Origin of the sequence: Pseudomonas sp. NPDC089918, from assembly GCF_050280605.1 — a bacterium.
Lineage (GTDB): Bacteria > Pseudomonadota > Gammaproteobacteria > Pseudomonadales > Pseudomonadaceae > Aquipseudomonas.
Genome location: NZ_JBNNVP010000037.1, coordinates 1 through 26418, shown reverse-complemented (window position 1 = coordinate 26418; position 26418 = coordinate 1). Strand labels below are relative to the sequence as shown.

The 26418-nt window shown below is 58.6% G+C and carries 20 protein-coding genes, 1 tRNA gene and 1 pseudogene; 5 read left to right on the top strand and 17 right to left on the bottom strand.

Annotated elements, in window-relative coordinates:
- Positions 1-76: 76 nt before the first annotated feature.
- Positions 77-1663: a hypothetical protein gene (locus ACQKPC_RS22910; RefSeq protein ID WP_427626503.1), complete on the bottom strand. Its 1587-nt coding sequence runs from the start codon at positions 1661-1663 to the stop codon at positions 77-79.
- A gap of 405 nt (positions 1664-2068) precedes the next feature.
- Here ACQKPC_RS22910 and ACQKPC_RS22905 point away from each other — a divergent pair, with 405 nt between their 5' ends.
- The 4 genes from ACQKPC_RS22905 (at position 2069) to ACQKPC_RS22890 (ending at position 7854) form a co-directional block, all read left to right on the top strand.
- Complete coding sequence (locus tag ACQKPC_RS22905; protein ID WP_427626501.1) at positions 2069-3358, top strand: GGDEF domain-containing protein; 1290 nt, start codon at positions 2069-2071, stop codon at positions 3356-3358.
- A 90-nt stretch (positions 3359-3448) separates the two neighbouring features.
- Positions 3449-5245 (top strand): acyl-CoA dehydrogenase C-terminal domain-containing protein, encoded by a 1797-nt coding sequence (locus ACQKPC_RS22900; RefSeq protein WP_427626499.1) that lies wholly within the window; start codon positions 3449-3451, stop codon positions 5243-5245.
- A 268-nt stretch (positions 5246-5513) separates the two neighbouring features.
- Positions 5514-7292 carry an acyl-CoA dehydrogenase C-terminal domain-containing protein gene (locus tag ACQKPC_RS22895; RefSeq protein WP_427626497.1) on the top strand — a complete coding sequence of 593 codons (1779 nt, stop codon included), beginning with the start codon at positions 5514-5516 and terminating at the stop codon, positions 7290-7292.
- 403 nt (positions 7293-7695) lie between these two features.
- Positions 7696-7854 (top strand): YqaE/Pmp3 family membrane protein, encoded by a 159-nt coding sequence (locus ACQKPC_RS22890; protein WP_007904205.1) that lies wholly within the window; start codon positions 7696-7698, stop codon positions 7852-7854.
- 152 nt (positions 7855-8006) lie between these two features.
- Here ACQKPC_RS22890 and ACQKPC_RS22885 read toward each other — a convergent pair whose 3' ends face one another.
- From ACQKPC_RS22885 to ACQKPC_RS22835, 11 genes are all read right to left on the bottom strand, one after another.
- Positions 8007-9839: a S9 family peptidase gene (locus ACQKPC_RS22885; protein WP_427626494.1), complete on the bottom strand. Its 1833-nt coding sequence runs from the start codon at positions 9837-9839 to the stop codon at positions 8007-8009.
- On the bottom strand, positions 9805-10941 hold the full coding sequence (gene pqqE / locus ACQKPC_RS22880) for a pyrroloquinoline quinone biosynthesis protein PqqE (protein ID WP_192345008.1): 1137 nt from the start codon (positions 10939-10941) through the stop codon (positions 9805-9807). The genes ACQKPC_RS22885 and pqqE overlap by 35 nt, the downstream gene beginning before the upstream one ends.
- A gap of 10 nt (positions 10942-10951) precedes the next feature.
- Positions 10952-11227 carry a pyrroloquinoline quinone biosynthesis peptide chaperone PqqD gene (gene pqqD, locus ACQKPC_RS22875; RefSeq protein WP_192344807.1) on the bottom strand — a complete coding sequence of 92 codons (276 nt, stop codon included), beginning with the start codon at positions 11225-11227 and terminating at the stop codon, positions 10952-10954.
- Positions 11224-11976 carry a pyrroloquinoline-quinone synthase PqqC gene (gene pqqC / locus ACQKPC_RS22870; protein ID WP_063342344.1) on the bottom strand — a complete coding sequence of 251 codons (753 nt, stop codon included), beginning with the start codon at positions 11974-11976 and terminating at the stop codon, positions 11224-11226. Before pqqC ends, pqqD begins: the two co-directional genes overlap by 4 nt.
- A gap of 148 nt (positions 11977-12124) precedes the next feature.
- Positions 12125-13036, bottom strand: coding sequence for a pyrroloquinoline quinone biosynthesis protein PqqB (gene pqqB / locus ACQKPC_RS22865; protein WP_192344806.1), 912 nt, complete (start codon positions 13034-13036; stop codon positions 12125-12127).
- A gap of 84 nt (positions 13037-13120) precedes the next feature.
- Entirely contained in the window at positions 13121-13195 is a 75-nt protein-coding gene (gene pqqA, locus ACQKPC_RS22860; RefSeq protein ID WP_009045898.1) for a pyrroloquinoline quinone precursor peptide PqqA, read from the bottom strand.
- Between the two features lie 156 nt (positions 13196-13351).
- Positions 13352-15790, bottom strand: coding sequence for a pyrroloquinoline quinone biosynthesis protein PqqF (gene pqqF / locus ACQKPC_RS22855; protein ID WP_427626491.1), 2439 nt, complete (start codon positions 15788-15790; stop codon positions 13352-13354).
- A 38-nt stretch (positions 15791-15828) separates the two neighbouring features.
- Positions 15829-16623, bottom strand: coding sequence for a carbon-nitrogen hydrolase family protein (locus ACQKPC_RS22850; protein WP_427626489.1), 795 nt, complete (start codon positions 16621-16623; stop codon positions 15829-15831).
- 12 nt (positions 16624-16635) lie between these two features.
- Entirely contained in the window at positions 16636-18318 is a 1683-nt protein-coding gene (locus tag ACQKPC_RS22845) for a flavin monoamine oxidase family protein (protein ID WP_008067390.1), read from the bottom strand.
- 219 nt (positions 18319-18537) lie between these two features.
- A complete protein-coding gene (locus ACQKPC_RS22840; RefSeq protein WP_090179061.1) occupies positions 18538-18999 on the bottom strand; it encodes an Lrp/AsnC family transcriptional regulator in 462 nt (153 codons plus the stop codon).
- An 81-nt stretch (positions 19000-19080) separates the two neighbouring features.
- On the bottom strand, positions 19081-20178 hold the full coding sequence (locus tag ACQKPC_RS22835; RefSeq protein WP_427626487.1) for a pyridoxal phosphate-dependent aminotransferase: 1098 nt from the start codon (positions 20176-20178) through the stop codon (positions 19081-19083).
- Between the two features lie 175 nt (positions 20179-20353).
- Here ACQKPC_RS22835 and ACQKPC_RS22830 point away from each other — a divergent pair, with 175 nt between their 5' ends.
- Positions 20354-21001: a peptidase M41 gene (locus ACQKPC_RS22830; RefSeq protein WP_427626485.1), complete on the top strand. Its 648-nt coding sequence runs from the start codon at positions 20354-20356 to the stop codon at positions 20999-21001.
- A 54-nt stretch (positions 21002-21055) separates the two neighbouring features.
- Here ACQKPC_RS22830 and ACQKPC_RS22825 read toward each other — a convergent pair whose 3' ends face one another.
- From ACQKPC_RS22825 to ACQKPC_RS22805, 5 genes and pseudogenes are all read right to left on the bottom strand, one after another.
- Positions 21056-21496, bottom strand: coding sequence for a transcriptional regulator (locus tag ACQKPC_RS22825; RefSeq protein WP_008067397.1), 441 nt, complete (start codon positions 21494-21496; stop codon positions 21056-21058).
- A 5-nt stretch (positions 21497-21501) separates the two neighbouring features.
- Positions 21502-21825 (bottom strand): DUF4258 domain-containing protein, encoded by a 324-nt coding sequence (locus tag ACQKPC_RS22820; RefSeq protein WP_427626483.1) that lies wholly within the window; start codon positions 21823-21825, stop codon positions 21502-21504.
- A gap of 176 nt (positions 21826-22001) precedes the next feature.
- A tRNA-Ile gene (locus ACQKPC_RS22815) sits at positions 22002-22078 on the bottom strand.
- 15 nt (positions 22079-22093) lie between these two features.
- Positions 22094-25840 (bottom strand): bifunctional diguanylate cyclase/phosphodiesterase, encoded by a 3747-nt coding sequence (locus ACQKPC_RS22810; RefSeq protein WP_427626481.1) that lies wholly within the window; start codon positions 25838-25840, stop codon positions 22094-22096.
- Between the two features lie 122 nt (positions 25841-25962).
- Positions 25963-26325: pseudogene (locus ACQKPC_RS22805) on the bottom strand (sigma-70 family RNA polymerase sigma factor); the annotation flags it as partial.
- Between the last annotated feature and the right edge of the window lie 93 nt (positions 26326-26418).

Below are 26418 nucleotides of genomic sequence, written 5' to 3'. Positions count from 1 at the left end.
CTTCAATAAACCGCCGCTTCTTTTGGGAGCGGCGGTTTTTTTTATGGGCGCCAGACGCGCAACGCTGCAGCATCCATCAAGGCGTCGGGATAAAAGGCGTGCCGTCGCAATAGAAGTTCCCCGGCAAAACCCCCCTGACCGGTACAGCCACCGGTGCTGACCGAATCGCTTGCCCGGCCGCATTGAGCGTCGTATAGAAAACGTACATTACCCCTCTGCCGATCAGGCCCATGGTCAATGGATACGGCACGTTCAAGGTCTGACCCAGCGTCGCAGCGTCGGCTGACAGCAAGGCGGAGACGGTGACTGGCGGATTGATCAGCGTCGAGCCATCGTCCTGTCGACTGAGTGCACAGTTCACAGTAACGGTCGCATTGGCCCGCAAGAGCACCGAGGGAGGGATATACACCTCAATGAAACGGTTGGAATAGGGCAGGTTGCCGGGTTGTGGGGAGTTGCAGGTGAGATTGCCGTCGTTCAGGTTTCTCACCACTGGCGGCAGCAACTGCATGAAGGTCGACAGATTGAAGATCAGATTCCTGGCGTCCAGCCCGTCGAAGTTTCGCCCGCCACTGATGATCCTGAACCTGACGGAGGCCGGCGTATCATTGGTGGTGGCTCCCGGAACAGCGGCTTGCACGCGTGCCGCAGGTACCACCAACCGCATCGGCAACGACTGCCCTGCATACACAACAACCAATGCCGCCAGCGCACCGACGAGCACCGTGATGGAGTCGCCGATCTGCAAACCGTCAACACTGTCCAGCCACACCTCCATCCCGGCCGGCTCACTTTGGTTGATATCCCCCAGAGTCACTGTGTTGTCGGGCGCAATCGCCAGAGGCACCCGGGGTATGGCGATGTTCGTAGGGGTGATTCGCACGGCTACCTTGATCTCAAGTATCTGCGAGTCCCGCGCACGGTTACCCGCCTGGTCAATGAGGCGGTAGGTCAGTTGCTGCGTGCCGTTGCCACGGTTGCGAATAGTGGCCGCCGACACGGGAATAAGGCGATCAGCCGGCAAGTCAGGCAGGGTAATCGGTGGGGTATACGGCACCTGCATGTGGACGTCGGTGTGTCCGTAGTAGAACACTCCGCGCAACGCTGTCTGGTTGTTGATCTCTGCATGCTCAGGAATCCGAAACAAGACAGGGTCATTGTTGGCCAGGTATTCATCGGTAATCAGTGGCGTCGCCAGATTCTCCGGCGGCAGTGGGCGCGGTGGTGTGATGGACAGGTAGCCAAAAGGTGCAGTCTTCTTAATCAGCAACCGGGTGCTGGCGGTGGCGCTCAGTCGATTGTCGCCGTCATCCAGAACGTACGTGAGCCGATACTCGCCTTCACTGCCGACCTTACGGCGCGGTACAAGCACCTCGAAATCCCCGGTGGGATACGCCGCCATTTGATGGTGGGCAAGGATTTCATACTCACCCGGAGACGGTAACTCTGCGTATATCCGGATAATGGGGCGCGACCCGGCGGGACCGGGCTGTGGCAATGCCGGGATGCCAATACGCAGGTCACGTGCCGCCGCCGTCAGGGGAATCAAGTTACCGGAATTGGGTATGGCTTCCGCCACGCTCAGCGGTAGCAGCCTGGGTATCGCATCACGAATCAGAGCAAGTGAAGTGGTGCTGACTGCCCCGATAATTGGCTCTTCCATACGTGTCACTCCTGTCAGGTTCGGACGACACTCTCCTATCCCGAAAGTGGTGGTCGGGCTCCGGTGAGTGGTACAGGGAATTAAACGCCGTTAAAACAACGACCGATACTGTCAGAAATGACAGTTGTAAGTGGCGCGCATGTTGCATGAGGCATGGTATTGCCAAACGCCAGGCTCTGAAGGCTTTCCTGCTCCGGCGATCCAAAGTCTGTCAAAAGCCATGGTTGATCGATCTAATGGCTATCAGCCACTTTTTTTCTGAAATACCTGGCAAATCGCTCAGAAAAACCGAATTCCTGCCGTTATAGAGGGTGTGGTGTGATGCAGATCACATTGCGTGTGCTTAATTGCGCCAAGTGAAGGCGCAATGCCATCTTTGATTTGCCCGGGCCGGAGCTCAACCCCTTGCCGCGTTCTTCTGCTGTTCATATCAACCATTTCCTGCCGTCGCTGGTCCTGTTACTGGCGGGGCTTGCCGCGGCCTACGTCAAAGATCTCAACGTATTCTTCACGTCATTGTTCAATGTCCTGCCGACCATGGTCCTGCTGCTTGGCGGGTCGTATTGTGCGGTTTATCGGCGACAGCGCGAGCTGTTCCTGATGGTCACGGTGTACATCGCCTACTTTTTGCTTGACACCCAGACCGACTACTACCGCGACAACGGTAGAGTCCGTGACGATGCCGGCGTGGTCTTCCATCTGTGCTGTCTGTTGCTGCCATTACTCTTCGGCTTGTTCGCCGCCTGGCAGGAGCGCACCCATCTGTTTCAGGACATGGTGGCGCGTTTCGCCGTGTTGCTGGCGTTCGGCAGCGTGGCGCTGGGGCTGGAACAGAGTTACCCACAGGCGTTGTTGATGTGGCTCTCGGAGATCCGCTGGCCAGCCCTGCATGGCGCCTGGATGAGTCTGATCCAGTTGTCCTACCCGGTATTCATCGCCTCGTTCCTGTTACTGGCCTGGCAATACTGGCGCAACCCAAGACCCTTGCATGCTGCGCAATTGGTGGGTCTGTTGGGATTGTTCTGGATGTTGCCGAAGACCTTCATCCTGCCGTTTACCCTGAACATCATGTGCAGCCAGGTGATGTTGATGATTGCCGCTGCAGTTGCCCATGAAGCCTATCAGATGGCGTTCCGCGATGAGCTCACCGGCCTGCCGGGTCGCCGCGCCCTGAACGAACGCATGCAACGGCTGGGGCGCAATTACGTGCTGGCCATGGGCGACGTCGATCACTTCAAGAAATTCAACGACACCCACGGCCACGATGTCGGCGATCAGGTGTTGCGCTTGGTCGCCAGCAAGCTGTCGAAAATCAGCGGGGGCGGTAGGGCGTATCGCTACGGCGGTGAAGAATTTGCTCTGGTGTTCGCAGGCAAAACCCTCGAAGAGTGTATGCCGCACCTGGAAGTCATCCGCGAATCCATCGCCACCTACAACATCCAGCTGCGCAATCAGGACAACCGTCCCCAGGATGACCAACAGGGACGCCAGCGCCGCGCCGGTTCAGGCGCCTCGAGTGTATCGGTCACCGTCAGCATTGGTGTCGCCGAGCGGTTGGAGCAGCGCACGCCGGAAGAAGTGCTCAAATCCGCTGACCAGGCGCTCTACAGCGCCAAAGGCGCGGGGCGAAACTGTGTGATGGCTTTCGGTCAGAACCGCCGTGGCGCGGTGCGCATGGACGCCGCTGCGGGTTGAGTGATGATGGCGCATTCAGCGTCTGGACTGTGATTGTGAGGCGTGGTGCGCGGCAGTAGGTTTGAGCAATCTGCTGCCGGAGAAATGACCATGCCCGAGTACAAAGCTCCCCTGCGCGATATGCGCTTTCTGATCGACCACGTCTTCGATTTTCACAGCAACTACGCCGCGCTGGGCGCCACCGATGCCAGCCCGGACATGATCAATGCGATCCTTGAAGAAGGCGCGAAATTCTGTGAGAACGTTCTCGCACCGCTGAACCGAAGCGGCGACGAAGAAGGCTGCCATTTCGACAACGGCGTGGTCACAACGCCTACAGGTTTCAAGCAGGCTTTCGCGCAGTACGTGGAAGGCGGCTGGCATGGTCTGGCGGCGGATCCGGCTTACGGCGGCCAGGGTTTACCCAGTTCTTTGGGGCTGGTCATCAGTGAAATGGTCGGTTCCAGCAATACCTCCTGGGGCATGTACCCCGGCCTGACTCACGGTGCGATGTCGGCGATTCACGCCCATGGCACCGAAGAACAGAAACAAACCTATCTGAGCAAGCTCACCGCAGGCCAATGGACCGGCACCATGTGCCTGACCGAAGCCCATTGCGGCACCGATCTGGGCATCATCAAGACCCGCGCCGTGCCTCAGGCCGATGGCAGTTACGCGATCTCCGGCAGCAAGATTTTCATCTCCGCCGGCGAACACGACATGAGTGACAACATCATTCACCTGGTGCTGGCCAAACTGCCGGACGCGCCTGCCGGTACCAAGGGCATTTCGCTGTTTATCGTTCCTAAATACCTACCCGATGCCGAGGGCGAGGCGGGTGAGCGCAATGGCGTTTCCTGCGGCTCGATCGAACACAAAATGGGCATCAAGGCCTCGGCCACCTGTGTGCTGAATTTCGATGACGCGAAGGGATTCTTGATCGGTGAGCCGAACAAGGGCCTGAACTGCATGTTCACCATGATGAACCACGCGCGGCTCGGCACCGGCATGCAAGGTCTGTGTCTGGGTGAGGCAAGTTTCCAGGGTGCGATCAAATACGCCAACGACCGCCTGCAAATGCGCTCGCTGACCGGCCCGAAAGCACCGGAAAAAGTCGCCGACCCGATCATCGTTCATCCCGATGTACGCAGGATGTTGCTGACCATGAAGGCCTTCAACGAAGGCAACCGGGCGCTGACTTACTTCACCGCACAGTTGTTGGATGCTGCACATCTGAGCCCGGATGAAACGGCGCGTCAGGACGCCGAAGACCTGTTGGCATTCCTGACGCCGATCTGCAAAGCCTTCATGACCGACACCGGGCTGGAGGTGACCAACCTCGGCATGCAGGTGTTTGGCGGCCACGGTTTCATTCGTGAGTGGGGCATGGAGCAGCTGGTTCGCGACTGCCGGATCGCGCCGATCTACGAAGGCACCAACGGCATTCAGGCGCTGGATCTGCTTGGGCGAAAAGTCCTTGGCAGTCAGGGAAAACTGCTGCGCGGCTTCACCAAAATCGTCCATAAATTCTGCGCGGAAAACGCTGAGCATCCGCAACTCGGCAGCTACGTGGCGCAGCTCAATAGTCTGAATCAGCAGTGGGGCGAGTTGACCACCAAGGTCGGCATGGCCGCGATGAAAAATCCGGATGAAGTCGGCGCTGCCTCGGTGGATTACCTGATGTACAGCGGCTATATCATCCTCGGCTACCTGTGGCTACGCATGGCGTTGGTGGCTCAGGCGCAGTTGGATGCGAGCGGCGGCGATGCCGATTACTGCAAAGGCAAACTGGCGACCAGCGAGTTTTACTTCAAGCGTTTGCTGCCGCGTACGGCTGCTCATCGGGCGGCCATCGAGGCGGGCAGCGATTGCCTGATGAAGCTGCCGGCGGAGTTGTTTGCGCTCTGACGGTTACCCGAAAAGCTTCGCGGGTAAGCCTCGCTCCTACGGTTTTATGTCGTCCATGTGAAATGCATGCGACACAACCTGTAGGAGCGAGGCTTGCCCGCGAATGCGTTCTGGCAGGCGATAACTATCTCCGCTGAAATGCTTGTGACTAAAAATAACAAAACAGTCATGAGTTGACCCTATGTGTCGTAAAAGTTGTTGAGGTACACTCGGACACAACGAAATCACTATTCTACGAACCACCTGTTTAGATCTTGCGAGGTTTGCCATGGCTGACTACAAAGCGCCCCTGCGCGATATGCGCTTCGTCCTCAATGAAGTTTTCGAGGTCGCCAAACTCTGGGCCGAACTGCCTGCGCTGGCCGAGACTGTCGATGCTGAAACGGTCGAAGCCATTCTCGAAGAAGCCGGCAAGGTCACCAGCAAAAGCATCGCGCCCCTGAGCCGCGCGGCTGACGAAGAAGGTTGCCGCTGGGCCGACGGTGCCGTCACCACCCCGGCCGGTTTCCCACAGGCTTATCAGACTTACGCTGAAGGCGGTTGGGTCGGTGTCGGTGGCGATCCGACCTACGGCGGCATGGGCATGCCCAAGGCGGTTTCGGCGCAGGTCGAAGAAATGGTCAACTCTGCGAGCCTGTCGTTCGGTCTGTACCCGATGCTGACCGCCGGCGCCTGCCTGTCGATCAACGCCCACGCCAGCGAAGAGCTGAAAGCGGCGTACCTGCCAAACATGTACGCCGGTGTCTGGGCCGGCTCCATGTGCCTGACCGAGCCGCATGCCGGTACTGACCTGGGGATCATCCGCACCAAGGCCGAGCCTCAGGCCGACGGTTCCTACAAAGTCAGCGGCACCAAAATCTTCATCACCGGCGGTGAACACGACCTGACCGAAAACATCATTCACCTGGTACTGGCCAAACTGCCGGACGCACCGGCGGGGCCGAAAGGCATATCGCTGTTCCTGGTGCCCAAGTTCATGGTCAATGCCGATGGCAGCCTGGGCGCACGTAACCCGGCGAACTGCGGTTCGATCGAACACAAGATGGGCATCCAGGCGTCCGCGACCTGCGTGATGAACTTTGACGAAGCCGTGGGTTACCTGGTCGGCGAGCCGAACAAAGGCCTGGCGGCGATGTTCACCATGATGAACTACGAGCGTCTGGGCGTCGGCATCCAGGGCCTGGCCACTGGCGAGCGTTCGTACCAAAACGCTATCGAGTATGCTCGCGACCGTCTGCAAAGCCGCTCGCCGACCGGCGCGCAAAACAAAGACAAGGTCGCTGACCCGATCATCGTCCACCCGGACGTGCGTCGCATGCTGCTGACCATGAAAGCCTCGAACGAAGGCGGCCGTGCTTTCTCGACTTACGTGGCGATGCAGCTGGACACCGCCAAGTTCAGCGAAGACGCCACCACCCGCAAGCGCGCAGAAGACCTGGTTGCATTGCTGACCCCGGTGGCCAAGGCATTCCTGACCGACCTGGGTCTGGAAACCACGGTTCACGGCCAGCAGGTGTTTGGCGGTCACGGCTACATCCGTGAATGGGGCCAGGAGCAACTGGTGCGCGATGTTCGCATTACGCAAATCTACGAAGGCACCAACGGTATTCAGGCGCTGGACCTTGTAGGACGCAAGATCGTCGGCAGCGGCGGGGCGTTCTACACACTGTTCGCCGACGAGATTCGTCACTTCACCGCGACAGCCAATGCTGACCTGGCGGAGTTCACCCAGCCGCTGAATGATGCAGTGGACACCCTCGACGAACTGACCGCGTGGTTGCTGGATCGTGCAAAAAATAACCCGAACGAGATCGGCGCGGCGTCGGTCGAGTATCTGCAGGCATTCGGCTACATGGCCTACGCCTACATGTGGGCACTGATGGCCAAGGCAGCTTTCGGTAAGGAAGCGGAGGACGATTTCTACGCGAGCAAACTCGGTACGGCGCGGTTCTATTTCGCACGTCTGCTGCCGCGTATTCACTCGTTGAGCGCGTCGGTAAAGGCGGGCAGCGAATCGCTGTTCCTGCTGGACGCAGGACAATTCTGACCCTTTAACGTTATGTAAGCATTCTCTTACATAACGTGCTGCTGTTTTCCCATAGGCGAAGATTGGATCCAGAGCTAATCTACTTCACATGGACGTCGCGCAGGAAGCGCAAAGCAACAACACGGACACGTAGGATTCTGCCAGGACGGCGGAGTGAAATGGATGTCAGGGAAACAGTCTGCAAAGCCCCGCTTCGGCGGGGTTTTCTTTTGCCTGGAAAAAAGTGCTCAGCTCAACCCGTCCAGTATCCCCGGCCTGCTCAGGTATTCCTCCAGACTTCTATTTCCTCCAGCAAAGTCCGCAACTAAGGGCTGCAATCCGAATCCACACTGAACCCTGAAGAACACCGCAGTGTCGATAAACTGTATGGCCCATAGAGCCAACATCAATCAGGAGCTTCCCCATGGATTTTATTCGCATCATCATCGCCATTCTGTTGCCGCCACTGGGTGTGTTTCTGCAAGTCGGTTTCGCCGGGGCATTCTGGCTGAACATTCTGCTGACGTTGTGCGGTTACATTCCGGGGATCGTGCATGCGGTGTATATCATCGCCAAGCGCTGAGTCTGGCCGCGCCGATTAGATCGCATTCGCGAGCAAGCCCGCTCCCACATTTGATCTCTGCTGTTCACACATAATGTGTTCACAGAAGGTCCAGTGTGGGAGCGGGCTTGCTCACAAATGGGCACCGCAAACACCTGCACTGAGCGCAGGCTTCAGTCCGCCAACTCCATCACCCGCCGATAAAACAGCCACTCCTGCTCCAGCGCATGGGCCTGATTGCCGGCCTTGCGAAAGCCATGGCGCTCGTCGGCGTAATAATGCGCTTCGACCAGAAGGCCGTTGTCCTGTAGCGCAGTGACCATGTCGCGGGTCTGTTGCGGCACCACCACGGCGTCCAGTTCGCCCTGAAAGAAAATCACCGGAACGCTGATGTCATTCGCGTGCAGCAATGGCGTACGTGCGGCGTAGCGTTCGGCGTCTTGTTCAGGGTCGCCGATCAACCAATCCAGATAATCACCTTCGAACTTGTGCGTAGCACGGCCTAGCGCAACAGGATCGCTGACGCCATACAGGCTGGCACCCGCACGAAAGACCTTGTGAAAGGCCAGTGCGCACAACGTGGTGTAGCCACCGGCGCTGCCTCCACGAATAAACGCTTTGTCGCCGTCGATCAGTCCCTGATCGGCGAGGTAGGCCACCACCGCACAGGCATCTTCCACATCCACCTCGCCCCAGCTCAAATGCAGCGCCTGGCGATAAGCGCGGCCATAGCCGCTGCTGCCTCGGTAATTGAGGTCGGCCACGGCGAAGCCGCGTTGCGCCCAATACTGGATTCGCGGGTCGAACATCGGGTAACAGGCTGAAGTCGGGCCGCCGTGAATAAACACCACCAACGGCGGTTTCGTGTCGTTGGTCATTGCCGGGTAGAAGAAACCGTGGGCCTCGCCCGAACCGCTTGGATAACGCAGGGTTTGCGGGCGACTGATCTGTTCGGCGGGCAGCGGTGAGATACCGCCGGCCAGAACGTTGACCTGGCGTGTTTCACGGTCGATGGCAATGATTGCCGATGAACTGACCGGTGAAGCGGCGATGCAGTAGATGAAGTGCTCATCCTGTGCGAGATGGCGGAAGCGGCTGTAGTCGCCAGTGAAATCGTCACGGGAACCATCGCCATGACAAAGCCCCAGTCGACCAAAACCACCTTCGGTCCAACTCGCCAGATAAGTGTCTTCGCTCAACGGTAACCAGGTGCAACCACCCAGTTGCCAAGGCGCGGGTCCATGGTCGGCGGCAGCGCTTGGAAGTGGACTCAGACCGTTGCTCGACTCCACCCACGGCTGCCAGAGACCACCGCGATCCGTCAGACAATACAGGCGGCTGCTGTTATCGAATCGAGGTTGTTGCAGTGACTCCTGGGCACTATCGCCGGCCACACATCGAGGTTGCGCAAAACTGCGATCGCTCTGGCGTTCGGCAACCATCAGGCGGGTAACGGTCCAGGGCTGATCCGGGCGATTCCACTCGATCCAGGCCAGACGCTGCCCGTCAGGGCTCACGGTCGGTGCCGAGTAGAAATCGGCACCTTCGGCCAGCAGATGACGTTGGCCGTCAACCAGATCGAGAGCCACCAGGCGATGTTGATCGCGGTTCTCTTCCACCGCCAGCACCTGCCCGTCGGCGAATTGCAGATCGCCGTAACGGCATTCATTTGAAGTCAGGGCCTCAGGTGCCTCACCCGTCAGCGATTGCCGATACAGCTGCTGATCGGCCTCGTTGACGAAAACCAGCCCGTCATCGGTCAGACAAAACGCGCCGCCGCCATATTCGTACACCCGGCTGCGCACACTGAAGGTGGGCGGCGTCAGGCAACGAGCCTGGCCGTCGCGCCACTGCCAGATCCGGCAGGCGGCGTCCTCGGGGCGGTATTCGTTCCAGAACAGGCCATGTTGCCCGACCTGTAACTCGGCGAAGTCGATGCCGGACGCGACAGCCCTGGCGGCGCTCAAGGGTTCAGCTTTTGGCGATGAGGCGTGAGTTTCGTTCATTGCGAAAGGCCAGTTGTTCAATGGTCTGGGTCGCGTGTTCGGCTTCTTCGCGGGCCTTGAGAATCACGCCGTGATGTTCCGACTTGCTGCACACCGGGTCGGCGTTGCTCGCGTCACCCGTGAGCATGAACGCCTGACAGCGACAGCCGCCGAAGTCTTTTTCTTTCTCGTCACAGGAGCGGCACGGCTCGGGCATCCAGTCGTAACCGCGAAAGCGGTTGAAACCGAACGAGTCGTACCAGATGTGCTGCATGCTGTGGTCGCGCACGTTGGGAAACTGCACCGGCATCTGTCGGGCACCATGACAAGGCAGGGCGGTTCCGTCCGGGGTGACTGTCAGAAAAATACTGCCCCAGCCATTCATGCAGGCTTTCGGGCGTTCTTCGTAATAGTCCGGCGTCACGAAAATCAGCTTGCACGGATGCCCTTCGGCTTCCAGTTTGGCGCGGTATTCATTGGTGATGCGTTCGGCGCGAACCAATTGTTCTTTAGTCGGCAACAGGCCAACCCGATTGAGCTGGGCCCAGCCGTAGAACTGGCACGTCGCGAGTTCGACGAAGTCCGCTTCAAGGGCAATGCACAGCTCGATGATCCGGTCGATCTTGTCGATGTTGTGCCGATGGGTGACGAAGTTCAGCACCATCGGGTAGCCGTGAGCCTTCACCGCGCGAGCCATTTCGAGCTTTTGCGCGAAGGCCTTTTTTGAGCCGGCCAGCAGGTTATTCACTTGCTCGTCGCTGGCCTGAAAACTGATCTGGATGTGGTCCAGACCGGCCTTCTTGAAGTCGCTGATTTTCTGTTCAGTGAGGCCGATGCCGGAGGTGATCAGGTTGGTATAAAAACCCAGCTTGCGCGCTTCAAAGATCAACTCGGCGAGGTCTTGGCGCACCAGCGGCTCACCGCCGGAAAAACCCAGCTGCGCCGCACCCATCTCCCGGGCTTCGCGAAAGACTTTGATCCACTGCTCGGTGGTCAACTCTTTGCCCTGCTCGGCGAAATCCAGCGGATTGGAGCAGTACGGGCATTGCAACGGGCAGCGATAGGTCAGCTCGGCCAGCAACCACAGTGGCAGGCCGATTTCAGGCTTGGGCGGTAACTTGATTGACGTGGAGTCAGGCAAGTTCGATCCAGTGCTGAGCACGGGCAACCTCCATGAATTGCTCGATGTCTTCACCAAGCTCGGGCACGTCGGGGAACTGCGCGTCCAGTGCGGCGATGATCGCTGCGACGTCCCGCTGGCCATCGATCAAGCCGCCAATCAGCGCGGCGCTGTCGTTGAGTTTGATCATGCCTTCCGGGTAGAGCAGCACATGGCCTTTTTGCGCCGGTTCGTACTGGAAACGGTAGCCGGGACGCCAGGTCGGGGTTTTGCTGCGATCGAAACTCATAAGGTGATTCCTTTATGCCAGACCCGCTGTTCGGTCACGCTGTGGTACGGCGGGCGGTTCAGTTCGTAGGCCATGCTCATGGCATCGAGCATGCTCCAAAGAATGTCCAGTTTGAACTGGAGAATTTCCAGCATGCGCTCCTGGCCTTCCCGGGTAGTGTAGTGCTGCAAAGTGATCGCCAGACCATGCTCCACATCCCGGCGCGCCTGGCCTAGGCGAGTGCGGAAATACTCGTAGCCGGCCGGGTCGATCCACGGGTAATGCTGCGGCCAGCTGTCGAGGCGCGATTGGTGGATCTGCGGCGCGAACAGCTCGGTCAGCGAACTGCTGGCGGCTTCCTGCCAACGGGCCCGGCGGGCGAAGTTGACGTAGGCGTCGACGGCGAAACGCACGCCAGGCAGCACCAGTTCCTGAGAGCGCAGTTGATCCGGGTCGAGGCCGACGGCTTGGCCGAGGCGCAGCCAGGCTTCGATACCACCCTCTTCGCCGGGGGCGCCGTCATGGTCCAGCAAACGCTGAATCCACTCGCGACGAATCTCCCGGTCCGGGCAGTTGGCCAGAATCGCGGCATCCTTGAGTGGAATGTTCACCTGGTAATAGAAACGGTTAGCGACCCAACCCTGGATCTGCTCGCGCGTCGCCCGGCCTTCATACATCGCCACGTGATACGGGTGATAGATATGGTAGTAGGCACCCTTGGCGCGCAGGGCCGCTTCGAATTCGGCGGGGGACATTGCGGTGTCAGTCATTGCGGTTCTCCGGGAAACAAACCTAGATGTGTAGCGCTTGTGCGGGCCTCATCGCGAGCAGGCTCGCTCCCACAGGGTTTCGCGTGGCAACCCCATCCAGTGTGGGAGCGAGCCTGCTCGCGATAGACCGCGCAGCGGTCTCGGTTTCCTACAACACAATACTCATGCCGTCATACGCCACTTCAACCTCGCGCCGAACCAGCTCCGCACGCTCCGGCGAATCTTCATCGAGAATCGGGTTGGTGTTGTTGATGTGGATAAGCACTTTGCGTTGCTTGGGCAGCTGTTCCAGCACTTCGAGCATGCCGCCAGGGCCGTTCTGCGCCAAGTGGCCCATTTCCCGGCCAGTGCGCGTGCCGACGCCACGGCGCTGCATTTCGTCGTCGTCCCACATCGTGCCATCCACCAACAGGCAATCGCTGCTGGCCATGATCTTCAGCAGCGATACGTCGACCTTGCCCAGGCCCGGTGCATAGAACAGTTTGCCGCCGGTGCTCAGATCTTCGACGATCAGGCCGATGTTGTCGCCCGGGTGCGGGTCGAACCGATGCGGCGAGTACGGTGGTGCAGCGCTACGCAGGGGCAGCGGGGTGAAGCGCAGGTTCGGGCAGGCCGGGACGGTGAAGCTCTGATCGAGTTCGATACGGTTCCAGTTCAACCCGCCATTCCAGTGCGTCAGCATGGTGAACAGAGGGAAACCGGTGCTCAGGTCTTCGTGGACCATGTCGGTGCACCAGACCTGATGCGGGCAACCTTCGCGCAGGCTGAGCAGGCCGGTGGTGTGATCGATCTGGCTGTCCATCAGGATGATTGCGCTGATGCCGGTGTCACGCAGCGCGCGGCCCGGCTGCATTGGCGCAAAACTCTGGAGCTGGGCGCGGATGTCCGGCGAAGCATTGCACAGCACCCAGTTCACGCCGTCATCGGAAATCGCGATGGACGACTGGGTGCGCGCCTCGGCCCGCAGGCTGCCGTCGCGAAAACCTGCGCAGTTCACGCAGTTGCAGTTCCACTGGGGGAAACCGCCGCCGGCGGCGGAACCTAGAATCTGGACAAACATGGCCGCTCCATCATTGAAAGCTGAAAATAAAAACGCCCCGGCGAGCCGAGGCGTAGCACTGCATTCTCTACCAGACGGCAGAGCTTAGCGGCTTGCGAAGTACATGGTGACTTCGAAGCCGATACGCAGGTCGGTGTAAGCAGGTTTGGACCAGGACATAGAAGCGCTCCTTCAGGTGGATGGGACAGTTGAGACCTATACATATAGTCCACCTCCAGCTGGAGATGTTCAGATAGTTAGGTGGCTATGTTACTCAAAATTACAGAGCGATTGGCCACGAATCTTTGAGAAAGCTAATTGCAGCGCCGGTAATGATCATTTTGCCACTTGCCAAAGCGTAGTCGGGCAAGGCCCATTGGCCAGGCAGCGCCATCCGCCGTCGGCTCGGTTCAGTCGTTGTGCCGCCGCCAGCAAGGCTTCACGGTCGATCATCAGAATCGCCTGAGGCAGACGCTGCAGGTAATCAGACGAGTGGCCGGCCAGTTTGCCTTGCCAGAGCAGCTCGGCGGCCTGGGCGTTGGGCAGGGCGATGCTGTCGAATTGATCGGCCAGGGCTTGGCGCTGAGCGATGAAGGTCGCGTCATCGATGCGTTCGATCATCCCTTCCAGTTCGCTGAGGAACTGTTCGATGTGTTCCAGTGAATTCATGGGCGCGACGCTCGGCGATTGCACGCCGAACAGCAGCCCGGTCTGACCGTTTAGCTGGCGTAGCCCACTGAATACGGCGTAACCGAGCTGCAGCTCCACCCGCAGGCGCTGGTAGAACGGCGTCTGACATACGTGTGCGAGCAAACGCCAGGCGGCCTCATCGGCGATGTCATGGGTTGCTGTCGGACAAAAGAGCAACAGCGCGTGTTCGCTGGAGGCGGTATCGACGGAGTTCCAGAGATGCTGCGAGCGAATCGACGGAGGTGGCGTCAATTGACTGTCCGCAGTGCCGGGAATACGACTCAAGGCAAGCCCCATCGCCGCTTGTGTCTGGGTAGACAGGCTTGTTGCCAGACCGTCCCAGCGTGCGCCCGACCAGAGTTGCTGTAGGTCATCTGAGACTACGGTGTGCTCAAGGCATAGATCGGGCAGTGCCTTGAGCAATTGTCGAATCGGCATCAATGCAACGGCCGCCGGCTCTTCCTGTGAGAAATCGGCATCAGGTTTTGTCAGTTCTTTCAGCGCATGTTCGAGGACTGTCGGCATCGGTTCCTGCAGCCCCGTCATTTTCAATAGCCATTCGTTGCCCGAAGCACTGAAGGAAAAGTCGACACCGGCCTGACGCGCATCTTCGCGCAGCAACCGCAGGTTGTTTTCCAGATTCGACTGAAGGCGGCTGTGAGGTGCGAATTCCAGGCGCCAGCGCAGATAAACCGCACCTTCATCCGTGTTATCCGGCAACGCCTGACTGAACTGCATCGGCGAACGTTCGCGCCGACTGCGTGAGCGATCCTGGGCAAAAGTCCGCAGGCCGCGATGGGCGCTGGTCTGGCCGCGAATCAATCCGGCATTCGGGGCTGGCGTCTCGGCGCGCAAAAACGGGTTGGGGGTCGGCAGTTGCCACTGGTCGGTGAAGTTATCCACAGCGCCGATTTGTTTGAGGATTGCCTTGAGGGCGACAACGCCCTGTTCGGATAATCCGAGTTCAAGCTGTTCGCTGTCTCGTTGGGCCAGTTGCAGGGCGCTGCTGACTTGCTGTTGGCGCTGCAGCAGGGCGGCGTACTCTTCGCGCAATTCGGCCCAATCCTGATGGGAGGCAAAAAAGCCCAGCCAATCCAGAAGCCGTTCGCGGATCACATTGTCCGGTTGCGTAGCGTGGGCGGGCCGTGTGAGTTCGATGTGCAGCAAGGCTTGGCCAGCGTAGTGATAGAGCGGCGTGGCTTTCAGGTTGTCCGCCAGCCCATGCTCTCGCAGCTGCGCCAATAGGCCTCCGGGTTTTTTGGCGTTCAGCCAGTGGCACAGGAACGCCAGCGCTTCGGGCGATGAGTCGGGCAGTGTTTCGAAGGTGAACAGCAGATCCAGCCGACGTTCTCCAGCCTGTTGATAACTATTGTCTGAAGAATCCATCAACAGGGTGGGTTTTGTCTGAGGGACTTTCTCGCCGGAGGGAATAGCATCGGCAAACGCCTGTGCCATCTCCTTCAACTCATCGAGACTCTGTGGCCCGGCCAAACTTAGGGTCATCTGCCCGGTCTGGTAAAACTGCTGATAAAAGCCCTTCAACGCTTGCTGAAATTCCGGGTGCGGCACCGGCAAGCTGTAACGGTTACCAGCATGGAATGCCCGCAACGGATGAGCCGCCGAGAGTCCATCGTACAGCGCGAACTGTTGTTGGGCCGCCGCATCCCGCGACCAAGCGACAAATTCGGCGTGCAGCACTTCCCGTTCTCGCCGCTGATCGTCTGGATTCATACGCGGATGAGCGAGCATGTCTGACAAACGCTCCAGCCCACCGTTAAACGCCTGAGGCGGCAGCTCGAAAAATAAGTCCGTCGTACGTTCGCTGGTTCGCGCATTCACTTGCCCGCCATGACCTTGCACGTAGGCCATCAACCCTTGCCCTGCAGGAAAGCGCTCTGTACCCAGGAACAGCAAATGCTCAAGAAAGTGCGCCAGCCCCGGCCAGGCCAGTGGCACGTCGTGACTGCCTGCAGCGACCCGCAACGCAGCGGCGCAGCGCTTCAAATCCGGCGCATGACGCAACGTCACCCGCAGGCCGTTGGCGAGGGTTTCAGTATGAAGGCGAGGGTGATTCAGCGCAGGCATGAGCACTTCCAGAACAGAGAAGCGCTAATGCTAGCGGATTAGGGCTTGTTCAGCTCGCCGTATAGCTCGGGACGGCGGTCGAGGAAGTAGCGATTGGCGGCGCGGGAATCGATCATCAGCTGACGATCCAGTTCACCGACAATCAGCGCTTCATCAAGTCCGGCCTGGGCGATGCGGCTACCATCCGGAGCGGCGATGCTGCTTTGGCCGCAATACTGGATCTCGTCTTCGTGCCCGCAATAGTTGGCGTAAGCCACATAACACTGGTTTTCGAAGGCCCGTGCGCGGACGGTGACGTCGGCAATGAAATCGTAGGGAATCATGTTCGCCGTCGGTACCAGGATCAGCTCTGCACCGGCCAATGCCAGGCGCCGGGCGTTTTCCGGGAACTCCAGGTCGTAGCAGATCAAAAAGCCAAGCTTCCAGCCGTTGAGTTCAACCAGCGGAAACTCGTCCGGCCCGGGGCTGAACATTGAGTGGTCGAGGTCGCCGAACAAGTGAGTCTTGCGGTAGTTGCACAACCGCTCGCCATTGGCGTCGATCAACTGCACGGCGTTGTAGATCTGCCCGTCTTCGGTACGCTCCGGGTAGCCATACAAAATGGCGATCCCTGTCGTTTTGGCAATGCGCGCGATTTGCTGCGCCGATTCACCGTTGTGCACCTCCGCCAGCACGCTGACCGCATCGATGCCGATGTTGTAGCCGGTCAGGAACATCTCCGGCAGCACCAGCAAGTCTGCGCCCTTGGCCTCCAGCGCCAGTTGATGCAGGCGTTGCAGATTACCTGCGACATCCAGGGGCAGCGGTGGACATTGGTAAAGGGCTACGCGCATTTCGGATTCCTCTTACTCGGGCAGGGCGATCGGACCGATTTCGTTGAACACATCTCCTGGACCCGGGTTTTCGGCGTGAGTTTCACCGCCGAAGTGTTTCATGATCCCCCACACCGCGTTGAGCGACGTCTGCACCGCGCCTTCGACCCATGCCGGCGTCCACGAAACGTCGTCGCCGGCGATGAAAATCCCGCGCTGCTCGGCCGGCATGTCGTCCTGCATGAAGTGCGCGTACATGCGCTGATTGTAGCGGTAGTGGCCGGGCAGGGCGCCTTTGAACGCTCCGAGGAAATGCGGGTCGGCTTCCCAGGACACGGTGATCGGATCGCCGATGATCCGCGCGGCGATATCGACTTTCGGGTAGATCTTCTTCAATGCATCCAGCGCCAGCTTCACGCGTTTTTCCACCGGGTGCGGGAGCATTTTCAGCGCGTCGCTCATCCACGAGTACGACAGGCAAATCACCCCAGGCTTGTCGTCGCCATTGTCGAATAGATAGGTGCCGCGGGTCAGGCGATCAGTGAGGGTCATGCTCATCAGGTCGCGGCCTGTTTCCGGGTCCTTGTCCTTCCAGAATGGGCGATCGACCATCACGAAGGTTTTCGACGATTGCATGTAGCGGGTGCGGTCCAGGGCCATCCACATCTTTTGCGAGAACAGGCTTTCGTCGCATTCGATCTGGGTGGTCAGCAGCCAGCTCTGGCAGGTAGTCAGTACGGCCGCGTATTCGCGTGTGTCGCCGTAGTTGTCGGTGACGGTAAAACGCCCGTTCGGTGCGTGGGCGATTTTTTTCACGCCGGAGCGTGGCGCGCCGCTGTGCAACGAACTGAGACTGGTGCCTTCAGGCCAATGCACGCAACGCTCCGGCACATGGCGCCAGATGCCCAGCGGCACTTGTTCCACGCCGCCGACTACCAAGTGCTGGTGATCGTCGCAGTTGGTCATCACTACGCGGAAGATTTCCAGCATCGAGTTGGGGAAGTCCGAGTCCCAGCCGCCAGTACCGAAACCGACTTGGCCGAATACTTCGCGATGATGGAACGAGAGCTTGGCGAAGGCTTCGGAGGTGGCGACGAAATCATAGAACGTGCGGTCGTCCCACAGCGGCACCAAGGTGTTCCACAGTTCCTTGAGGCGCGGCACGTCGCGGTCACGGATCGCTTGCTGGATATCGGAGAACTGCGAGCCGGCTTCTAGAGCATCGGCCCAGGCGTCAGCGACTTCCTGGAACAGTGCAGGAAGATCCGCCAGTTTCTGTGCGTAATGAGTTTTACCTTCCAGATCGATTACCGTGCTGCCCGACGCAGGCGTCAGCGGGTTCGGGAAGGGCTTGGTCTGGAGACCGAGCTTGTCGACGTAGTGATAAAACGCAGTGGACGACACCGGGAAACGCATACCGCCGAGCTCGGCGATGATGCCTTCAGCGCCATTGAAGGCCTGCGAGCGCAGACGGCCGCCCATCTTCGAGGCTTCGTAGACGACGGGTTTAAGGCCCAGCTTCATCAATTCGTAGGCGGCCACCAGGCCTGCAATGCCTGCGCCGACAATCGCCACTTCGGCGCCGTGATTGTGTGCCGGAATGCTGCCCAGCCCGGCCGGGTGCTCGATCCAGTCGTCGAAAGCGAAAGGAAAGTCCGGGCCGAAAACGGTGACCGGTTTTTTACCGTCTGCAGGATGGCGATTGTTCTTGTTCATGGCTGACCTTGCTGGCGACCTGACGCAGAGTGCGCGTCTGAGTATAGGAAAAGATGGCAGCCATTCTAGAGAGCGTAGAACACGTTAATAAGACGCAATGTGTCGTCATTTTGCTAATTACTTGATCAATATGACGACGTATCGCTACACACTGTTCAATGTGGGAGCGAGCCTGCTCGCGATGAGGCTCGATCAGGCAATGGAATTATCGGTTGAAACTCAAACTGGCTGCCCCCGATCAATCTTGCTGCTCAAGATGATCGAAGTCGTCGTTTTCTCCACCCCATCGACACTGCCAATCTGATCCAGCAACTGATCCAGCTGCTCCGGCGAGTCGGTGCGCAACCACGCTACATAATCGAATTCGCCACTCACCGCACACAGCTGCTGCACCTGCGCCATGGCGCTGAGACGACGCAGCACTTCCTTGCCGGACCGCGGTTGCACGGTAATCCCGACGTACGCCTGCAATCCCCCATCCACCACGCGCTGTCCCAGGCGCACACCGTAACCGGTGATCACCTTGGTCTTTTCCAGCCGCGCCAGGCGCGACGTGACGGTGGTGCGGGCGATGCCCAGTTGACGGGCGAGCATGGCGACACTTTCGCGCGCGTTGATTTGCAAGGCCGCGATCAATTGGCGGTCGATTTCGTCAAGGACGGGCGGGCGGGTGTCAGGCAAAGGGGCATCTCCAGCGGCACAGATCAATGGGCAGGCATGTTACAGGCACATCCTGCACGGTGCTCGTGGCGGTTGTCTGGACTAGCCTTGGATGACCTGACCAAACGCCTCGCGAAACCGTCGCATTTGCGCGTCGGTCCCCACACTGACCCGAACCCAGGTCGGCCAGCTCTGCCAGACCCGACCAATCCGCACGCCACGATCGGCCAGTGCCTTCACGACTTCATCCCCCGGGCGCCCGACATCAATCATGAAGCAGTTCGCCTGCGACGCTGTGCAGCGAAAGCCGCGTGTTTTCAGCCAGGCGATGGTCTCATCACGCAGTCGGGCATTGTTGTGCTTTCGCTGGGGCAACAGTTCGGCGTCTTCAAGGCTGGCAATCCCGCCGAGCAGCGTCGAGACGGCAGGCACGTTGTAATTGCCGAATACTTCCAGTTGCTCAAGCAATGCCGGATGACCCACCGCCACGCCGAGGCGGGCGCCGGCCATGCCGTAGATCTTGGAGAACGTGCGCAGCACCAGCAGCTCTGGATGATCCTTGACCAGCGGAATGCAGGTCGGCACATCCGAAAAGTCGAGGTAGGCCTCATCAACCAGCAGGATCGAGCCCTTGGGTTTCCCGGCGAGCACCCGTTCGATGTCCGCGCGCGGGGTAATTGTGCCTGTCGGATTATTCGGATTGCACAGGTAGATCAATCCGGCATTCGAGTCAGCTGCCAGCATTCCTTGAACGTCGTGGGCGTGTTGAGCATTGAGCGGCACTTCATGCACCGGGACTTTTATACCGCGCGCCGCTTCAACGGGATCTTCATAGGAGGGCGTAGCGACCACCAGACTGGCGTTCTGTGTAAAGGCATGCACCGCGTGCTGCAAGGCCGCTTTGGAGCCGCTATAGGTCTGAACGTACTCTTGCGGCACGCCTTGTTGGCGGGCGAACAGGGCATTGAGTTTGTATTGGGTTTTATAGGGGTAGCGCCCGCATAAGGCGATCCCTCGTTCCATCGCTTGCCGGGCAGCAGGCGTAGGCCCCCATGGGCTTTCATTGAAGTTGATCAGTATTTCATCGGACGGAACGGGCGCGGCGACCGTCGGACTCTGCGCCCGAACCCACGGTGTGTGCGCCAAAAAAGGCAGGGCGGCAGCAAACCCCATGATTGAACGACGCGTGATATCGACCATAAAAATTCCTTTTCCGGATCATCAGATGCGTCTCGGTCGGTTTACCAGGACACTGATGTAACGAAATGGTTAATGATTGATTTAGGTTGGCTAAACACTGGTCGATAGCATGGACACGAGCCGTTACTCTCATAGTCGAATACGCAACGGAGGGCTGTGACGGGAGATGATGGGAATGATGAAGAAAATGCCTCCCGCTATACGGGAACATGCATTGCAGATCGCGAATCACGAAATGGGGCACTACGTGGTTGCCCGAGCCTTGGGATTTGAAACGGGTGATGTGACCTTGAAAGTCACCATGGACCTGAGGCATCAGGCCGGGGCTTCCATTATCTTGACGCGGCCAATTTCCTCGATAGAAGAAATGAAGGAGCATCTGGAAGGTCGGCTGATCGTCCTCTTTGCAGGAGCCATGAGTCAGACCTTACCTGCAAAGCATTCGGCCAGGAAACTTGTCGATAAATTGAAAGCGACAGCCATCCTGAATGGAGAGCTCGGGGCAGAACAGGATTACGCAAAAGTAAGGGAGTTACGGCACTTGCTGCGAAATATATCCTACCCCGCTACGGATCCTGCGTCGTCCGAGCGCATAACTGCCGAGCTTAAAGAAATCACTGATCGTGTGTGGTTGCGGACCCAACAAATCGTAGAGGCATTGGCCGATACGATTACCGGACTGGGCGCGGCGCTGGTAGACGGCATGGTCATTGTGGAGCAATGGGGTAGGCCGGCGGATACTTATGAGGTCGTGTTGACGAGGGAAATGCTTGAGCGGTTGCGGCCTGTGCAGGCCATTCCATTGTTGAGTGTCTGGGGCTGAAAAGTGCCTAAAAAAGCCCGGCGTTTTTGCCGGGCTCTATCGCAGCATTCAGGCTCAAGCGCATGCTTTGTCTTGATTGTGCCATTCACCTGCAAACTCCAGATTGAGTTTGTAAAGGTCGTGGTCCAATTTGTTGATGGTATTGATAGCGGCCATCAGATCCGCTTCGCCAGTTTTGGCTTCAAGATAAAGACCCCGCAAGTACCGGTCGTTCACCATCGGGATTTTATCGGTTTTTTCCCAGATCGCGACGGCCTGGCTCGTCAAACCTACGATCTCGGCGAGGCTTTCCTGGGACAGCCCAAGCTCTTTTCTCAAAAATCTGAACTCGGCGCCTGTCAGTAATGAAGGCTTCTCCGCGATGGCCTTGCCGATTACGTCATGTAGGCCTTTCACATCCGTGATGGCAACAGACTCGCCATATGCGGTCTCTTTCACCACGAAGCCATTGCTAAGCCATACGTTTGGTAGGCCGCTTTCTACGTAGTGGTACATAAAACTCACCCCTTCTTTTGTATCGTGGTCACTATGACGAGAAATGTCCCGTCGTCATCGATGTCGATTGCGCCGACGACCTGGAGAGGTGACCCAGCTCTAAACCAAGAAATAGTAAACCTCCAATCACCCCCAGGCTGCTGAAACGGCCCTTCGGTGATCTGCCCCTTACCTAAACAGTCCATTACATCCGGCATGCTCACGCCTCGCTCAATCATCCGCGCCTTGGCGTGCGGCGAGTAGAAGATGCGTTCCGATACCTCCGAAAGCTCACGTATTATTTCAAGAGCTTTCTTTTTTGGCAGTGGAAAGGGGAGAAGGATGGTCATTAGTTTTCTATAGTATTTATAGGTTGTGCCATCCTAAAGTGCAAGATTGGTTTGTCAAATTCTATTGTGTGTCTGCGACCTTTGTGGACGTTTCAGCTGCGTTGAAAAAACAAAAGCGTTAGGAAAACCTGAGTGACAGACACGAAAAAGCCGCGCATTTGCGCGGCTTTCGTGTTTGGTGGGCCCAGTAGGACTCGAACCTACGACCAAGGGATTATGAGTCCCCTGCTCTAACCAACTGAGCTATAGGCCCTCAGTAGGCCGCGGATTATAGCGATGGTTTCTCGGCTGTGCTATCCGAAAAATCCAATATGGCTGTACGAAGAAACGTCGCGGCGAATTCGTCGGGGGGAAGTGGCAGGCTGACGATGTAACCCTGGATCTGTTCGCAGCCTTCGGCGGTGAGAAATTGCTGCTGCGCCTGGGTTTCGACGCCCTCGGCGATGACTGTGAATTGCATGCTGCGGCCCAGGGCGATGATTGCGCGAACAATGGCCGCGTCGTGTGGGTCGTCCGGCAGGCCGCGGACGAAGGATTGGTCGATCTTGAGGATGTCCAGCGGCAGGCGTTTGAGGTAGCTCAGGGACGAATAGCCAGTACCGAAATCATCGATCGCCAGTTGCACACCCAGGCGTTTGAGTTGATGCAGCACCGCCAGCGCTTCTTCGGCCTGGCTCATGATGAAGTTTTCAGTGATTTCCAGTTGCAGGAAGCCGGGATTGAGGTGGTTGTCTTTGAGCAATTGCTCGATCCGGCCGAGCAGGTTCGGCTGGCGCAGTTGCGCGCCTGCGAGGTTGACTGAGAGTGGGCCCAGGCACTCATAGACCTGATTCCACTCGTACATCTGTCGGCAGGCGGTCTCAAGTACCCAATCTCCGATTTGCAGGATCATGCCGTTTTCTTCAGCCAGGGGAATGAAGTGCTCGGGAGGTACATCGCCAAAGGTGGGGTGATGCCAGCGGATCAGCGCTTCGGCACCCACCACTCGATGGTCATTCAGACTGATTTTGGGCTGGTAGTACAAAAACAGCTCATTGCGCTCGATGGCGCGCCGCAGTTCATGTTCTAGCGCCACGCGCTCACTGGCTTGGGCGGTGAGGTCGCGGGTGTAGCTTTCAACCCGGTTACGACCCTTGGCCTTGGAGCGATACATCGCGGCATCGGCGTTCTTGACCAGCGTGGCGACGTCGCAGCCGTCCTTGGGATACAGGCTGGTGCCGATGCTGGCGCTGATGAAAAACTCGTGTTCACCGGCCTGGAAAGGGGCGGCGAAGCAGTTCAACAGCTTGGTGGCTATGTTGTCGGCATCGCTGGACTGTTGCAGGCCCGGGAGCAGGATGATGAATTCGTCGCCACCGAGCCGTGCCACGGTATCGATATCGCGTAGCTGCTCCTTGAGGCGCACGGCGATGCCTTTGAGCAACAGGTCGCCGACCGGGTGGCCGAGGCTGTCGTTGATGTGCTTGAAGCGGTCCAGGTCGAGGAACAGCACTGCGCCTTGGCCGCCGTTTTCCTGCTGGCTGTTCAGTGCGGTCAGCAGCCGACTCTCGAACAATGTGCGGTTTGGCAGGCCGGTCAGCGGGTCGTGGTGCGCCTGGTAGTCGAGTTTGGCCTGAGCGTGCTTGAGGCTGGAAATGTCCGCGAACACCGCAACAAAGTGGGTTATGAATTTTTCCCGGTTGCGCACTGCACTGATGGTCAGCCAGCTCGGGTAAAGCTCGCCATTCTTGCGCCGGTTGGAAATCTCGCCCTGCCAATGACCGTCGGCGGTCAACTGATGCCACATCGCCGCATAAAATGCGCTGTCATGCAGGCCCGAGGCGAGCAGGCGAGGAGTATGGCCCAGAGCTTCGCTCTCGCTGTAGCCGGTAATTTCGGTGAACGCACGATTGACTGCACTGATGTGCTGCTGGGTGTCGGTGATCAATACACCCTCGGCAGTGCTCTCGAACACCGTGGCGGCCTGCTGCAGTTTCTCCTGCATCAGATGCCGCTCGGTAATGTCCCGGGCAATGGTCAACATGCAGTCTTCATCGCCGATGGGCAACGGCCGGCTTGAAACCTCACAGAGCCGGATCTGCCCGTCTTTGCGACGGATGTGGCAACTGAAGTCGCGCACGAAACCATCCCGGTGCAGCAACTCGAGCATCTGCTTGCGTTCGTTGAGATTGACCCAGATCCCCAGGTCCAGGGCCGACCGATCCACGGACATCGCGCTGTTGAAACCGGTAATACGGCTGAAGCCTTCGTTGACTTCCAACAGCAAACCGTCGCTCTGCCGGGACAGCAGCAAGCCATCGGGGGAGGCATGAAAGGCCTTGGCGAATTTTTCTTCGGAGGTTTGCAGTTGTTGCTGGGTTTCTTTGAGCTGACTGATGTCCCGCACGACGACCACCAGGGCCGGGGTCGTATCGAGATCGAAAGGCTCGGCGGAAATCAGGCCGGTAAACACCTGGCCATTGCTGCGGCGAAAGGGCATCTCCAGGTTGCGGATGCTGCCGGCCTGCAAACGCTGCAACAAACCTGGCCCCACGCCCGGTACGCCCCAGATGTTCAGGTCGGTGGCGGTCTGGCCTATGACGTCTTCGGCCTTGAGGCCGATCTGTTCCTCGAACGCTTCATTGACTTCCAGCAGACAACCGTCGGAAAGCCGCGCGATCACCAGAATATCCGGGCATTGCTGGAACACTGAAGCGAACTTCTGTTCCGACAGGCGCAACGCCTCTTCGGTGCGCTTGGCTTCGCTGATGTCGATCATCAGCCCGCGCAGTACCGGTTCATGGGCGTGCTCGATCAGGCTGACGATATCGCGGACCCACAGGCAGCGGCCGTCGGCGGTGATGACCCGGTAATCGACGCTGTGATCGCGCCCGGCTGCCACTTCACGGTCGCAGAAGGTTTGGGCCCGGGTCAGATCCGCCGGGTGGATGATGTTGCGCCAGAAGCCTGGAATCAGCCAGTGGGGCAATGGGTAACCAAGGAGCTCCTCAGCATGAGGTGACACGTAGCTGTAGGTGTAATCGCTGATCCGGGCTTCCCAGGCGATGGCCGAAAGACTCTCTACCAGCCCGCGATAATGGTATTCGCTGCTGCGCAGCTCCTGTTCCAGAGCGACCCGTCGGGCAATTTCCGAACTGAGTCGGCGGTTGATCCGGATAACCACTGCCAGCACGATCATCAGAAACAGTAATCCAGGCAGGCCGTAAATCAGCACGTCGAGCCAGATGGTTCGATGGTCCAGGACGTTACCGACCCAATGTTCCTGGATAGCACTGATTTCACTTGGGGTCATGTCTGCCAGGACTTTGTCCAGGATGCTGACCAACAGTTTGTTGTTCGGTGGCACGGCCATCGCCAATTGGTAGCGATAGGGCGTTTCACCGCTGACGTAAAGTCCGTCGAGCTTGAGCTGGCGCAGGCTCCAGACACTGGAGGCGAGATCGCCTACTACGGCGTCCACGGCGTCGGTGGCGAGCGCTTGCAGCGCCGAGCTGACGTTGGGCATCGCCACCAGATTCAGGTCGGGATGGCGGGTGCGCAATAGTTCATGGGGGGCGTAGTTTTCCACCACGGCGATCTTCAGCCCGTAGAGGTCTTCGAGTTTGCGCGGTTGGGGGCCTCCGACGTGAGCCAGAATGACAATCGGAAAGTCGAGATAGGGGCGGGTGAACGACAGATACGTCTGACGCTCGGGAGTCGACATAATGCCCGGCAAGATGTCTAGCTTGCCTTGTTTGGCCTGCTGCAAGACTTCAGTCCAGCTGACCGGCTCGATGGGCGTGAGTTTGATGGCCAGCCGTTGACGGATGACGTTGATGTAGTCCGCTGCCAAGCCCTGATAACGCCCGTGCTCGTCGCGAAACTCAAACGGCGGCCAGGACGCGTCCACGCCCAGGCGCAATTCCGGGTGAGCCGTTAGCCAGCTACGTTCTTCGTCGGTCAGAGTCAACGCGCCAGCCGTTGCGGTCCAGGTCATCAGCGACAGCAAAAAAAACACGGTCGGCCATCTGGGCATAACGGTCTCGTTACGGCTTGGGGGAATGCTTCGAGTGTAGACGGGCTATGCGGCGGGGGGGATGTACGGGGCATTTAATCTGCATAAAGCAAAACCCCCGGCCTGGGCCGGGGGTTCTGTGATCACTCGTCGAGGAAGGAGCGCAAATGCTCGCTTCTCGTCGGGTGGCGCAGCTTGCGCAGCGCCTTGGCTTCGATCTGACGAATCCGTTCACGGGTCACGTCGAACTGCTTACCAACCTCTTCAAGGGTGTGGTCGGTATTCATGTCGATACCGAAGCGCATGCGCAGAACCTTGGCTTCACGGGCAGTGAGGCCGGACAGGACTTCGCGAGTCGCTTCTTTAAGGCTCTCAACAGTGGCGACATCGATTGGCGACTGCATGGTCGAGTCTTCGATGAAGTCACCCAGATGAGAATCTTCGTCATCACCGATCGGGGTTTCCATGGAGATCGGCTCTTTAGCGATCTTCAATACCTTGCGGTAAAGAGGTTGTGTGACGCTTCGGCGATATACCTCTAAATGTATTGATGCTCGATGCCCGTCTTGGAACGGCGGCGCTTTCTTCGCTTTATTTAT